Below are 13,463 nucleotides of genomic sequence, written 5' to 3' on the forward strand. Positions count from 1 at the left end.
TGAGCTCACCCCTGGAGGACATGTGAGATCCCGCCTGCTCCGCGCCGTCGGTATCCCCGCCCTGATCGTGGCCAGCGTGGTCGCGTCGGCCGGCGCCGCCCCGTACGCGATCGCCGGGACCGGTACGGCCGACCCGGTGGCTGTCCTCGCCGCGCCGGACATCCCGCTGGCCAACGTGAAGGCGCACCTGACCCAGTTCCAGTCGATCGCCACCGCCAACGGCGGTAACCGGGCCCACGGTCGGCCCGGTTACCTGGCCTCGGTGAACTACGTGAAGGCGCAACTGGACGCGGTCGGTTACACCACCTCCGTGCAGTCGTTCACGTACAGCGGGGCCACCGGCTACAACCTGATCGCCGACTGGCCCGGGGGCGACCCGAACAACGTACTGATGACCGGGGCGCACCTGGACAGCGTGACCGCCGGACCGGGCATCAACGACAACGGCTCCGGCTCGGCGGCGATCCTGGAGGTGGCGCTCGCCGTGGCGCGGGCCAACCTGAACCCGGGCAAGCACCTGCGGTTCGGCTGGTGGGGTGCCGAGGAGTTGGGGCTGCGCGGGTCCCAGTACTACGTGAACAATTTGCCCAGCGCGGAGCGGACCAGGATCAAGCAGTACCTCAACTTCGACATGGTCGGCTCACCCAACGCCGGCTACTTCGTCTACGACGGGGACAACTCCGACGGTGTCGGCTCCGGTCCCGGCCCCGCCGGCTCGGCCCAGATCGAGCAGACCATCCAGGCGTACTTCACCTCGATCGGGGTGGCGACCCGGGGCACCGACTTCGACGGCCGCAGCGACTACGGGCCGTTCATCGCCGTCGGCATCCCGGCCGGGGGTACGTTCACCGGCGCCGAGGGCGTCAAGTCCAGCGCCCAGGCCACGCTCTGGGGCGGCACCGCCGGCAGCGCGTTCGACCCGTGCTACCACCGCGCCTGCGACACCACCACCAACATCAACGACACCGCGCTCAACCGGAACGCCGACGCGATCGCGTACACGGTCTGGGAACTGGCCGCGACCGCGCCGCCGCCGGGCAGCACGGTCTACAGCGACACCTTCGAGACCGCGACCGGCTGGACCGCGAACCCGGCCGGCACCGACACCGCCACGCTCGGCCAATGGGTACGCGCCGACCCGGCCGCGACCAGCTCGGGCGTCGCCACCCAGCTCGGCACCACGGTCAGTGGCACCTTCGACCTGGTGACCGGCCCGCTCGCCGGGGCCAGCGCGGGTGACCACGACCTCGACGGCGGGGTGAGCGGCATCCAGTCGCCGGTGGTCAGCCTGCCGGCGAGCGGCACCCTGACCCTGTCGTTCTCCTGGTACCTGGCCCACCTCAACAACGCCAGCAGCGCCGACTACCTCCGGGTACGGGTGGTCGGCGCGAGCACGTCGACGGTGCTGAACGTGACCGGCGCGGCCACCAACCGGGCGGCGGCGTGGCAGACCGCGAGCGTCAACATCTCCGGCTTCGCCGGGCAGAACGTCCGGATCCTGGTCGACGCGGCGGACGCCAGCGGCGCCAGCCTGGTCGAGGCGGCCGTGGACGACGTGAAGATCACCCAGAGCTGAGGTGTGATCGCCGGGTACGGCAACCGGTCCGTCCGAGTGGCCCGAGGTCACTCGGACGGACCGGCCCCGGTTGGCCGCGATCGCCGATCCGCTGTTTGATCGCTGTTCGCGTGTTTTGTCCCTCAGCTCACCGGGGATCACCGCCGGCTCGCTCTCCTGCCCGATGGGCGGTACGGACTGGCGGGGGTTCGAGCGAATGTCCAGCCCACCCCGATAAACTGTCCGCATGATCGACTCCTCTGCCCAGGAGGGCAGTAGTAGCCAGCCGGGACAGACCCGGCATTTCTCGTACCGACCGTCGAACCGGGGAGCCCTGAGCCCTCCGTGTTGATCGCGATCGGCCTTCTTCTGATCATCGTGCTCACTGCCGCGACGGGTTACTTCGTCGCCCAGGAGTTCGGCTACGTCGCGGTCGACCGCGGCAAACTCAAACAACTCGCCGACGACGGCGACCAGGCGGCGGCCCGCGCCCTGAAGGTCACCGGACGGCTCTCGTTCATGCTCTCCGGTGCCCAGCTCGGCATCACCCTGACCGCCCTGCTCGTCGGTTACGTCGCCGAGCCGTTCCTCGGCGACGGACTCGCCGACCTGTTCGGCGTCACCGGCGTGCCGGAGGGCGTCAGCATGCCGCTCTCCGTCGCGCTGGCCCTGGTCATCGCCACCGTCGTGCAGATGGTGCTCGGTGAGCTGGCGCCGAAGAACCTCGCCATCGCCCGGCCCGAGATGCTGGCCGTCAAGCTGAGCCGGTCGACCCTGATCTACCTGACCATCGCCGGGCCGGCGATCCGGCTCTTCGACGCCGCCGCCACCCGGCTGCTGCGTCGGGTCGGCATCGAACCGATCGAGGAGCTGCCCAGCGGCGCCACCCCGGAGGACCTGGAACAGATCATCGCCGAGTCGCGCGAGGAGGGACAGCTCGACGTGGCCATGTCCACCCTGCTCGACCGGGGGCTGGACTTCCGCCAGCTCACCGCCGCCGAGGCGATGGTGCCCCGGGTGGCGGTGCACACCGTGCAGGCGGACGAACCGGTGAGCCGGCTGGTCGAGCTGCTCGACACCGGGCACTCCCGGTTCCCCGTACGCGGGACCGAGGGAGTCGACGACGTGGTGGGCGTGGCCGGCATCGCCGACGTACTCGGGGTGCCGCCGGAACGGCGCTCCACCACCACGGTCGCCGAGGTCGCCGTACCGCCGTTGCTGGTGCCCACCACGCTGCCGCTGCCGACGGTGCTGGACCGGCTGCGGTCCGGGCACCGTCAGCTCGCCTGCGTGGTCGACGAGTACGGCGGCTTCGCCGGCGTGATCACGCTGGAGGACATCGCCGAGGAGCTGGTCGGGCCGATCCGGGACGAGGACGACCCGCCCGAGCCGACCCCGACCCGCCAGCCGGACGGCTCCTGGGTGGTGCCCGCCCGCTGGCGGATCGACGAGGTCGCCGACAGCACCGGCATCGCCCTGCCGGAGGCCCCGGAGTACGACACCCTCTCCGGTCTGGTGATGCGGGAGCTGGGCCGGGTGCCCGAGGTGGGTGACCGGCTGGAGATCAGCCTGTCGCCCGAGCCGGAGAACGGCCGCCCGCAGCAGCCCCGCGCGCTGGTCGAGGTCCTCGCGGTCGACCGGCACGTCGCCGATTCGGTCCGTCTGGCGGTGGTCGGCGCGCTCGGCGCCGGGTCCGAGCAACCCGAGGTGAAGGCATGAGTACGACCTGGGCACTGCTTATCTCGATCCTGCTGCTCGCGCTGAACGGCTTCTTCGTGGCGGCCGAGTTCGCCCTGGTGGCGAGCAAGCGTTACCGGCTGGAACAGGCCGCCGCCTCCGGTGGCCGCGCGGCCAGGGCGGCCCTGGACGGGGTACGCGAACTCGGGCTGATGCTGGCCGGCGCCCAACTCGGCATCACCGTCTGCACGCTGGGCCTCGGTGCGTTGGCCGAACCGGCGATCGAGCACCTGGTCAGCCCGGTGCTGGGCGCGGTCGGCCTGCCCGAGGCGCCCAGCCACGTGATCGCCCTGCTCTTCGCGCTGCTGCTGGTCACCTTCCTGCACCTGGTGGTCGGCGAGATGGCGCCGAAGTCCTGGGCGATCACCGACGCCGAGCGCTCCGCCGTGCTGCTGGCGCTGCCCTTCCGGGGCTTCGCCCGGGTGGTCCGCCCGATCCTCACCGCGCTGAACGGGCTCGCCAACGCCATCCTGCGGCTGGTCAAGGTGCGACCGCAGGACCAGTTGGCCCAGGTGCACGGGCCGGAGGAGCTGCGGATGCTGCTCGAACAGTCCGCCGAGCACGGCCTGCTCGCCGCCGACCAGCAACAACTGCTGACCAGCATGCTGGAGTTGCAGGGAACGACGGTGGCCGACGTGATGGAACCGGTCGACCGGATCGTCGCGGTACGCCGGGACGACAGCGCGGACCGGATCGAGGAGGTGAGCCGGGACAGCGGTCGTTCCCGGCTGGCCGTACTCGACCGACCGGGGGTGGTGGCCGGCATGGTGCACGTCCGTGAGGCGGTACGGGCCACCACGGCGGGTCGACCGGCGACCGCCGCCGAGTTGATGACCCCGGTGTTCAGTCTCGCCGCCACCGCCACGGTGACCGAGGCGGTGGCCGCGATGCGGGCCCGTCAGGCACAGCTCGCGCTGGTCACCGACCGGGCCGGGGTCGGTCGGCCGGTCGGCTTCGTGGCCCTGGAGGACCTCCTGGAGGAGGTCATCGGGGAGTTCGACGACGAGACCGACCCGGTCCCGCGCGGCCGTCGGCTGCGCTGAGGCAGAACGCCGGGCGGAACACCGCCGGGCGGAACACCGCCGGGCGAGATGCCGCCGGGCGACGTGACGGGTTCCCGGGCGGGGTGGTCGAATCGGCCGCCCCGCCCGGCCCCGTTGCGGCAGGATCGGCAGGGCCGGACCACGGGGACTGCGCCAGGTTCGGCAGGGCGGGTTCGGCAGGGCGGGTTCGGTGTGGAGGGACGGCCGACGGTGAGCTTCGGGGACGGGACGGGGGATTCGGGCTTCGGGGTCCGTACCGTCCTGACCAACCCGAGCACCCGGCCGGGGCTGCTCCTGCCCGGACAGGTCACCCTCGGCGGCGGCAGTGCCCCGGTGCCGGTCGACCACGTGGTGCTCGGCCTGGTCACCCGGGTCGAGCCGGCCGACGGCGGCGACGGCTACCTCGACGTGGAGTTCGGCCGGGTGCCGGTGGCCGGGCCGGTGGTGCTGGCACCGGGGGAGCGGCGTGCGGTCCGGTTCGCCGTACCCATGCCCTGGGAACTGCCGGTGACGGTGGTCGACGGCCACCCCCGGCTCAACCTGCCGATGGACGTACGCACAGAGGTGGCCCTCGGTCCGGGCCTGGACCGGGGCGACCTGTCCCGGGTCTTCGTGCATCCCCTGCCGGCCCAGGAGCGGATCCTGGCGACCCTCGGCGAGTTGGGCTTCACCCTGCGGCAGGTCGGGCTGCAACAGGGGCGGTTACCGGGGATCGACCAGAGTCTGCCGTTCCACCAGAAGATCGGGTACTGGGCCGCGCCGCTCTACGCCGGTCCGTTCTCCGAGGTCGAACTGACCTTCCTGGCCGACCCGCAGGAGTTGCGGGTGGTCTTCGTGCTGGACCGGCGGCTGGCGCTCGCCGGTGCGAGTCACGTCAGCCTGAGTCGGTTCCGGGTCCGGCACGCCGGGGCCGAGCGGCTGAACTGGGCCGAGTTGGTGGACAGTTGGATCCGGCACGCGGTGGCGCGGCACGCGGCGGTCCGTTCCGGTGCCCAGGACGGACCGCCGCTGCCGGAGTCGGTCAACACCAACCGCCCGCCGGACCTGCCGCCCGAGGGCGAGGGCCTGGTCGGCACCGCGGGCGGCGAGGGCGGCATCTGAGGTACGGGCCGGCATCCGTGACGCGGACGCCCGGTGGGTCAACCGGCGCTGGCGGTGGCGAGCTTCAGGCCGAAGCCGAGGAAGAGCACTCCGACCCCGGTGGTCATCGCCGCGGCCAGTCGGCGCCGCTGGCGGAACTGGGCCGCCAGGTAGGTGCCGGTGAGGATCAGCACCGTCAGGTAGAGCACGCTGGCGACCTGCGCGACCAGCCCGAGCAGCAGGAACGACAGGGCCGGATAGGGATAGGCCGGGTCGACGAACTGGATGAAGAAGGAGATGAAGAAGAGGATCGCCTTCGGGTTGAGCAAACTGATCACCGCCGCCCGGCGGAACGGGTTGCGGGCCGGCTCCGGTCCCGCGGCGTCGACCAGCCGCGGCGTTCGCGGGTCGTTACGCGACCGCCAGCGCCGCCACGCTCCGTACAACATGGCCAGTCCGACATATCCCAGGTACGCCGCACCGCCGTACTTGATCACCATGAAGATCGGCGGGTACGCGGTGAGCAGTGACGCCACCCCGGCGGCGGAGAGCACCATCAGCACGGTGTCGCCGAGGAACACCCCGGCGGCCGCCTGGTAGCCGACCCGTACCCCGCGTTTGGCGGCGGTGGAGAGCACGAAGAGCGAGTTCGGTCCGGGCAGCAGCACGATGGCGACGGTGCCCAGCACATAGGTCCAGATGTCGGTGATTCCCAGCACGGGCGCCATCATCACCCCGCCGTCGCCGCCGGGCGAAGCATTTCCTGGAGGGTGAGCTGTGCCTTCGGCCACTCGTCGGCGGTCATGGCGTAGAGCACGGTGTCCCGCCACGAGCCGTCCGGCCGCTGCCGGTGGCGGCGCAGCACCCCCTCGCGCGTCGCCCCGAGCCGTTCGATCGCCCGCCGCGACCGTTCGTTGCGGATGTCGGTGTGCCAGGCGACCCGCTCCGCGCCCAACTCCTCGAAGGCCCGGGTGAGCAGGAGCAGCTTGGCCTCGGTGTTGATCCCGGTACGCCAGTGCGCCCGGCCCAGCCAGGTGTGTCCGATCGCGACCGCCCGCCGGGCCTCGTCCACCTCGTAGTAGGAGGTGCTGCCGACGATCGCGCCGGTCCGGGCGCAGCGCTGCACCCAGGGCACCCGCCGACCGTCGTGCTGGGCGCGTAGCGCCTCGGCGACGATCGCGGCCAACTCGTCGCGGTGCCCGGGGCGGGGGTGCGCGAGGTGGCGCCAGACCTCGGCGTCGTCGCCGGCCGCGTACAACTCGTCGGTGTGGGCGAGGTCGAGCGGTTCCAGCCGTACGTGCGCGCCGGCCATCGTCGCCGGGGTGAGCCAGGGCGAGTGGGCCGGGCGGAGGTAGCCGGGGACCGGTGCCGTCACCCCCGCGTCCGGCTCGGGTGGGCCGGCGACCTGCCGCAGTGGCAGCACCCCGGCCCAGTGCGGCAGGGCGTAGTCCTCGGGCTCGTCGACCACCGGTCCGGTCCGGGCTCGGACCGAGACCTCGCGCAGCGGCAGGGCCAGCAGTGCGGTCTCGGCGAGTTCCTTGCGAGTCGGCGGCCGGCTCTCCGCCGCCCGGCCCCGACCCACCTTCTCCACCAGCGCGGTCATCGCTTCGCGCTTCTCGGCCTCGTCGGTGACCAGGTGCGCGGTGCCGTGCGCGATCACCGAACGGTAGTTGGCGCTGTGGTGGAACTGGGAGCGGCCGTAGACCAGACCGTCGAGCAGCGTCACGCTGAGGCAGACGGCCAGCCCGTTCGGCCCCCGCGCGGCGAGCAGCGGCCGGCCGCCGGTGGAACCGTGCAGGTAGACCGTCTCCCCGACGCGTACGTGCAGGATGGGCAGCACCCGTGGCTCGCCGTCGGCGATGAAGGCCATGGCACAGTGGTACGCCTCGTCCAGGATCGTGTGCGCGGTGTCCCGCTGGTAGTCCATCCGGTTGCGGCCACGGTTGGCGGTGGTCCGTTCCGTGCGCGGGTACGCCTCCCGGCGCCCCTGCCCGCCCAGCGCCTCCGCTCCGCCGCCCAGCTCGCCCCCGCCCAGCTCTCCGCTGCCCGGTGTCTCGCCCCCCGGCTCCTCGCCGGGCAGCGTCTCGCCGTGCAGTTCTCCGCCGTCCAGTTCCGTGTCCAGTTCTCCGCCGTCCAGTTCCGTGTCCAGTTCTCCGCCGTCCAGTTCCGTGTCCAGTTCTCCGCCGTCCAGTTCCGTGTCCATCTGGCGCCTCTCCAGATTGTGCTAGTACAATCCAGCGATTGTGGCAGCACATTATCAGCCCGAAGGTGGTACGGCAGCCGAGATTTCGGCCAGCGTGGAAACGGGCGTACGCACCGGCGCGTTGCCGCCGGGCGCCGCCCTGCCACCGGTCCGGGCCCTCGCCGAGCGGCTGGCGGTCAGCCCGGCAACGGTGGCCAAGGCGTACCAGGTGTTGCGCCAACGTGGACTGGTGGAGACAGCCGGGCGGCACGGCACCCGGGTCCGCCACCGGCCACCGGTCGCCGCCCCGCGTTCGGCACTGCGGCTGGCGCCCGCCGCCGGTGCGCTCGACCTCTCCACCGGCGAACCGGACCACCGGCTGCTGCCACCACTCGGCCTGCACCTGGCCGCCCTCGCCGCCGCCACCGACGAGCCGATCGGCTACCGCGACGCCGGCGTGCTGCCCGAACTGGCGCGACTGGCCCACCGACGGCTCGCCGCCGACGGGGTGCCGGTCGACGCGGTCACCGTCACCTTCGGCGCGCTCGACGGCATCGAGCGACTGCTCACCGCGCACCTGCGTCCCGGTGACCCGGTCGGGGTCGAGGACCCGGGTTGGGCCAACCTGCTCGACCTGGTCGCCGCGCTCGGGCTGCACCCCGTCGGTGTGCCGGTCGACGACCAGGGCCCGACCCCGGCCGGCGTACGCGCCGCCCTCGCCGTCGGTGTGCGGGCCCTCGTGGTCACCAGCCGGGCGCAGAACCCGACCGGGGCGACCGTCACCGCCGACCGGGCGGCGCGACTGCGCGAACTGCTCGGTGCCCGGCCCGACCTGCTGCTGATCGAGGACGACCACGCCGCCGAACTCGCGCGGGTGCCCCTGCACAGCCTCAGCGCGGTGACCCGGAGCTGGGCATTCGTACGCTCGGCCAGCAAGCCCTACGGCCCGGACCTGCGGCTGGCGGTGCTCGCCGGTGACGAGGAGACGGTGGCCCGGGTGGCGGGCCGGATGCGGGTCGGCGCCGGTTGGGTCTCCACCCTGCTGCAACGGCTGGCTCTCCGGCTCTGGCAGGACCCGGCGGTGGGCTCGCTGGTGACCGCCGCCGGGGAGAGCTACCGGCACCGCCGGCAGGGGCTGCTCGCGGCGCTGGAGCGGCGGGGACTGACCGCCCACGGCGAGACCGGGATCAACGTCTGGGTCCCGGTGCCGGACGAGACCCGTGCGGTGACCGGGCTCCGCGACGCCGGGTACGCGGTCGCGCCCGGTGCCCTCTACCGGCTCGGCAGCGCCCCGGCCGTCCGGATCACCGTCAGCCCGCTCGCCGCCGACGACATCGAGCCGCTCGCCGACGCCCTGCTCCGGGCGACCGCTACCCCCACCCCACCCCCCTTCACCGCGTGAAAGGAAGGGCCCCTTATTAACGCTATGCGTTAATAAGGGGCCCTTCCTTTCGCTTGAAGAGTGGGTGCGGCGAGACCGGGTAGGACAGCGTTCATGGCGCAGCAGACCAGGGCCGTTCCCGGAGCACAGGAGTTCATCCCGCCCGGCGCGCGGAGCTTGACCGCGTTGCGCGAGGCCGCCGGCTCCTGCCGGGGCTGTGACCTGTACGAGGACACCACCCAGACGGTCTTCGGCCGGGGTGCCGTGCGCGCCCCGATGGTGATGGTCGGCGAGCAGCCCGGTGACGTCGAGGACCAGCAGGGGCTGCCGTTCGTCGGCCCGGCCGGCAGGGTGCTGCGCCGGGCGGTGGAGGACGTCGGTCTGGAGCCGCGACAGCTCTACTTGACAAACGCTGTCAAGCATTTCCGACACACCGTACGGGGCAAGCGGCGGCTGCACCAGACGCCGGACCAGACGCAGATCGTCGCCTGCCGTCCCTGGCTGGTCGCCGAGTTCGCGCTGCTGCGCCCCAGGGTCGTCGTGGTGCTCGGCGCGATCGCGGCGAAGGCGCTGCTCGGGCCGGCGTTCCGGGTCACCAGGGAGCGTGGGGTGCTGCTGCCGTGGCCGGAATCCGCCCAGCGCCCGGAGGACTTCACCCGGCCGCCGCCGGCCACGGCGAACGGGCCGGTCGAGCCGACCCGGCTGCTGGCCACCATCCACCCCTCGGCGGTGCTGCGCGCCGACGACCGGGAGAGCGCGTACGCCGGTCTGGTCGCCGACCTGACGGTGGCCGCACGGGCACTGGGCTGACGCCGTCGGGCGCCGTGACCCGTGCCCCCGGGAGCGCCGTGACGCCGACACCGTAGGGCGCCGTGACCCGTGCCCCCGGGAGCGGTGACGCCGACACCGTAGGGCGCCGTGACGCCGACACCGTAGGGCGCCGTGACGCCGACGTCCCCTGGGCGGCGTGCCCCATGCCATCGGTCGTTGTGACCCACGCTCTCGGGCGTCGTGGCCGACACTGTCCGGCGTTGTGCCCGTTCGCGGTGGCGGCGTCGGTGACGCTAGCGTGGGCGACCGGCGTCCGGTGGTGGCGCGGTGGCCCGGTGGTGGAACCGGGTCGGGGACGCGAGGGGGTTGGGCCGGTGCGGCTGACGGATTTCTGGGAGCGGCTGGAGCAGGTGTTCGGCCCGGCGTACGCGACCAGCATCGCCGCGGATCAGGTGCTGTCCGAGTTGGGCGGCAGAACGGTCACGCAGGCGCTCGCGGAGGGTGAGGAAACGGTGGTCGTCTGGCGTGCGGTGGTCGCCGCATATCCCGACAGAGTGCCGACTCGACTACGCTGAGCTGCCGTTATGCCAATACGGCGTGTCATGCATGCTGTCGTACACCTGTTCGGCTATTGTCCACAGCGGGTGTTGGTCCACAGCTCACGGCAGGTCGGCTGTTTTCTGTCGGACCCAGCGCCTAGCGTGTCCGCGTGACGAAAAGTTCAGCAAAGACGCCGGCGAAGGCAGGGGTGGCAACCATGGCGCCAGGACCTGACCGGGAGAAGGCACTAGACCTTGCTCTCGCTCAGATCGACAAGCAGTTCGGCAAGGGCTCGGTGATGCGACTCGGCGAACGGCCGGTGATCCAGACCGCGGTCATCCCGACCGGCTCGATCGCGCTCGACGTGGCACTCGGCGTGGGCGGTCTGCCGCGCGGCCGGGTGATCGAGGTCTACGGCCCGGAGAGCAGCGGTAAGACCACCGTGGCGCTGCACGCGGTGGCCAACGCGCAGCGGGCCGGCGGCATCGCCGCCTTCATCGACGCCGAGCACGCGCTCGACCCGGAATACGCCAAGGCGCTCGGGGTCGACACCGACGCGATGCTGGTCTCCCAGCCCGACACCGGTGAGCAGGCGCTGGAGATCGCGGACATGCTGATCCGCTCCGGCGCGCTGGACATCATCGTGATCGACTCGGTGGCCGCGCTGGTGCCCCGGGCCGAGATCGAGGGCGAGATGGGCGACAGCCACGTCGGTCTCCAGGCCCGGCTGATGAGCCAGGCACTGCGGAAGATCACCGGTGTCCTCAACAACACCGGCACCACCGCGATCTTCATCAACCAGCTCCGGGAGAAGATCGGCGTCATGTTCGGCAGCCCGGAGACCACCACCGGTGGTCGGGCGCTCAAGTTCTACGCGTCGGTCCGACTCGACGTGCGCCGGATCGAGAGCCTCAAGGACGGCACCGACGTGGTCGGTAACCGCACCAGGGTCAAGGTGGTGAAGAACAAGGTCGCCGCGCCGTTCAAGCAGGCCGAGTTCGACATCATGTACGGCAAGGGCATCTCCCGCGAGGGCTCGCTGATCGATGTCGGCGTGGAGCAGTCGATCATCCGGAAGTCCGGCGCCTGGTACACCTACGACGGCGACCAGCTCGGCCAGGGCAAGGAGAAGGCCCGGGAGTTCCTCAAGGAGAACCCGGACGTGGCGGCCGAGATCGAGAAGAAGATCCTGGAGAAGCTGGGCGTCGGAGTCAGCCCGAGCGACGCCGCCGGTGGGCCGGAGCTGCCGCCGGTGGACTTCTGACCGGCCGCTGAATCCTTCACCCCATCGTGGCTGGACGACGTGGTGCCCGGTCGGGGCGTGGCTGGGATGCCGCGCCGCCCCGCCCGGGCGGCAGCACCGTAGGGCGCTCGCGGCGGGGCCGTGCCGCGAGCGCCGATCTGACCCGTGACGGCGCCGACCCGACGAGCGGCGTCGATCCGGCCGGTGGTCCCGGTCGGGCCGGTGGTCCCGATCCGGCCGGTGGTCTTGGACTGGCCGGTGGTCTCGATCCGGCCGGTGGTTTCGGACTGGCCGGTGGCGTGGGCTCCGGCGAGTGGGCCGAGGAACAGCAGGGCTGGCCCGAGGGGAGCAGACCGGCGTCGACGTACCGGTCGGCGGATGCTGCCGGTGGGTCGGTCAGTCGATGGCCGGGGGACGGTTCCGGGAACGACTCCGGTGCTTCCGGCGGGGATTCCGAGCGACCCCGTGGCCGCCGCCGTGGCCGGGGCGATGCCGAACCGGTTCCGCCCCGGGACGAGGCGGAACTGGCCCGGGAGATCTGCCTTCGGCAGCTTGCCGTGCGTCCGCGTACCCGGGCGGAGTTGGCCGGGGCGTTGACCAAGCGGGGGATCAGCGAGGAGATCGCCCACCAGGTGCTCGACCGCTACGACGAGGTCGGCATCATCGACGACGCCGCCTTTGCCCGGGCCTGGGTGACCAGTCGCCACCAGGGGCGGGGCCTGGCCCGGCGGGCGCTCGCCAACGAGCTGCGCCAGCGGGGTGTCGATCGCGACATCGCCACCGAGGCGCTCGGCCAGTTGGACGAGACGGCCGAGGAGGAGACCGCGCGGGCGCTGGTCGAGCGCAAGCTGCGGAGCGCCCGAGGCACGCCGGAGGCGGTGTTCCGGCGGATGGTGGGCATGCTCGCCCGCAAGGGCTATCCACCCGGGGTGGCGATCCGGGCGGTGAAGGACGCGCTCGCCGCGCAGAGCGCGGAGGCGGCGGAGTTCGCCGAGTACATCGACCCGGACGCGCTCGCCGAGGCCGAGACGGAGCTGGACCGGCCCGGTCGCGCCGACGAGTAGGCGGGCCGACCGGCCCGGACGCGCCTGCCGAGACCGAGACGGGAGAGTGGTGACCGTGCTCAAGGTCTGCCTCAACGGCGGCGTACGCCGGGACGAGCACCCGGCCGTCCCGGTCACCGCCGCGGAGCTGGCCGCCGACGCCGCCGAGTGTGTGACCGCCGGTGCGGGCGCGGTGCACCTGCACCCCCGGGGCCGGGACGAGCGGGAGAGCCTCGACGCGGCCCGGGTGGCCGAGGCCGTCACCGAGGTGCGTCGGGCCGCCCCCGGGACACCGGTGGGGGTCAGCACGGGTGCCTGGATCGAGCCGGACCCGCGAGCGAGGGTGGCCGCCGTACGGGCATGGACGGTGCTGCCCGACTTCGCCTCGGTGAACGCGCACGAGGAGGGTGCCGAACAGGTGGCCACGGCCCTGCACGAGCGGGGTGTGGCGGTCGAGGCCGGCCTTTGGACACCGGAGGCTGCCGTGGCGTACCGGCGGTGGCGGGTCCCGGTGCTGCGCGTGTTGGTGGAGTGCATGCGACCCGATCCGGTCGACGCGCTGGCGGACGCGGAGCGCATCCTGGGTGCACTGCCGGCGGGTGGACCGCCGGTGCTGTTGCACGCCGAGGGGCCGGCGGTCTGGCCGGTGCTGCGTGACGCGCTCCGCCGTGGCCTGTCCACCCGGATCGGGCTGGAGGACACCCGTACCCTGCCCGACGGTTCGGTCGCCGCCGGCAACGCCGAACTGGTGGCGGTCGCGGTCGCGCTGGGCGCCGGCTGACGACCGAGCCCCGGGTCTCACGTGGACCGTCGGAGCGAGCCGGAGCGGCCTAGGACGGTCGGGCTCGTCCGGGTATGCCCCACCCGTCATGAGCTGCGGGTAGGCAT

Annotated in this window: 12 protein-coding genes; 10 read left to right on the plus strand and 2 right to left on the minus strand. The window is 72.5% G+C overall.

Annotated elements, in window-relative coordinates; translation table 11 throughout:
- Positions 1 to 109: 109 nt before the first annotated feature.
- The 4 genes from ACI2K4_RS08275 to ACI2K4_RS08290 all read left to right on the plus strand — a co-directional run bounded on the left by ACI2K4_RS08275 (position 110) and on the right by ACI2K4_RS08290 (position 5,436).
- Positions 110 to 1,576 (plus strand): M28 family peptidase, encoded by a 1,467-nt coding sequence (locus tag ACI2K4_RS08275; protein WP_404510299.1) that lies wholly within the window; start codon positions 110 to 112, stop codon positions 1,574 to 1,576.
- A 324-nt stretch (positions 1,577 to 1,900) separates the two neighbouring features.
- Positions 1,901 to 3,274, plus strand: a complete 1,374-nt coding sequence (locus tag ACI2K4_RS08280; RefSeq protein ID WP_404509717.1) for a hemolysin family protein — start codon at positions 1,901 to 1,903, stop codon at positions 3,272 to 3,274.
- Positions 3,271 to 4,335 carry a hemolysin family protein gene (locus ACI2K4_RS08285; protein ID WP_404509718.1) on the plus strand — a complete coding sequence of 355 codons (1,065 nt, stop codon included), beginning with the start codon at positions 3,271 to 3,273 and terminating at the stop codon, positions 4,333 to 4,335. The genes ACI2K4_RS08280 and ACI2K4_RS08285 overlap by 4 nt, the downstream gene beginning before the upstream one ends.
- Before the next feature lie 210 nt (positions 4,336 to 4,545).
- Entirely contained in the window at positions 4,546 to 5,436 is an 891-nt protein-coding gene (locus ACI2K4_RS08290) for a sporulation protein (protein ID WP_404509719.1), read from the plus strand.
- 38 nt (positions 5,437 to 5,474) lie between these two features.
- Here the strand turns inward: ACI2K4_RS08290 and leuE are convergent, their stop codons facing one another.
- Together leuE and ACI2K4_RS08300 are read right to left on the minus strand one after the other, a co-directional pair.
- Positions 5,475 to 6,146, minus strand: a complete 672-nt coding sequence (gene leuE / locus ACI2K4_RS08295) for a leucine efflux protein LeuE (protein ID WP_404509720.1) — start codon at positions 6,144 to 6,146, stop codon at positions 5,475 to 5,477.
- Positions 6,146 to 7,342: a bifunctional pyridoxamine 5'-phosphate oxidase family protein/GNAT family N-acetyltransferase gene (locus ACI2K4_RS08300; RefSeq protein WP_404510300.1), complete on the minus strand. Its 1,197-nt coding sequence runs from the start codon at positions 7,340 to 7,342 to the stop codon at positions 6,146 to 6,148. Before ACI2K4_RS08300 ends, leuE begins: the two co-directional genes overlap by 1 nt.
- Positions 7,343 to 7,658: 316 nt before the next feature.
- Here ACI2K4_RS08300 and ACI2K4_RS08305 point away from each other — a divergent pair, with 316 nt between their 5' ends.
- The 6 genes from ACI2K4_RS08305 to ACI2K4_RS08330 all read left to right on the plus strand — a co-directional run bounded on the left by ACI2K4_RS08305 (position 7,659) and on the right by ACI2K4_RS08330 (position 13,356).
- Complete coding sequence (locus ACI2K4_RS08305; RefSeq protein WP_404509721.1) at positions 7,659 to 8,999, plus strand: aminotransferase class I/II-fold pyridoxal phosphate-dependent enzyme; 1,341 nt, start codon at positions 7,659 to 7,661, stop codon at positions 8,997 to 8,999.
- Positions 9,000 to 9,092: 93 nt separating this feature from the next.
- Complete coding sequence (locus ACI2K4_RS08310) at positions 9,093 to 9,788, plus strand: UdgX family uracil-DNA binding protein (RefSeq protein WP_404509722.1); 696 nt, start codon at positions 9,093 to 9,095, stop codon at positions 9,786 to 9,788.
- Between the two features lie 335 nt (positions 9,789 to 10,123).
- On the plus strand, positions 10,124 to 10,324 hold the full coding sequence (locus ACI2K4_RS08315; protein ID WP_404509723.1) for a DUF3046 domain-containing protein: 201 nt from the start codon (positions 10,124 to 10,126) through the stop codon (positions 10,322 to 10,324).
- Positions 10,325 to 10,506: 182 nt separating this feature from the next.
- A complete protein-coding gene (gene recA / locus ACI2K4_RS08320) occupies positions 10,507 to 11,553 on the plus strand; it encodes a recombinase RecA (protein WP_404509724.1) in 1,047 nt (348 codons plus the stop codon).
- 278 nt (positions 11,554 to 11,831) lie between these two features.
- Positions 11,832 to 12,596, plus strand: a complete 765-nt coding sequence (locus tag ACI2K4_RS08325) for a regulatory protein RecX (protein ID WP_404510301.1) — start codon at positions 11,832 to 11,834, stop codon at positions 12,594 to 12,596.
- Positions 12,597 to 12,645: 49 nt separating this feature from the next.
- The gene (locus ACI2K4_RS08330; protein WP_404509725.1) at positions 12,646 to 13,356 is read left to right on the plus strand and encodes a 3-keto-5-aminohexanoate cleavage protein; all 711 of its coding nucleotides are present in this window, start codon (positions 12,646 to 12,648) and stop codon (positions 13,354 to 13,356) included.
- The last annotated feature ends 107 nt before the right edge of the window (positions 13,357 to 13,463 follow it).

Source organism: Micromonospora sp. NPDC050397 (assembly GCF_044901685.1).
GTDB lineage: Bacteria > Actinomycetota > Actinomycetes > Mycobacteriales > Micromonosporaceae > Micromonospora_G.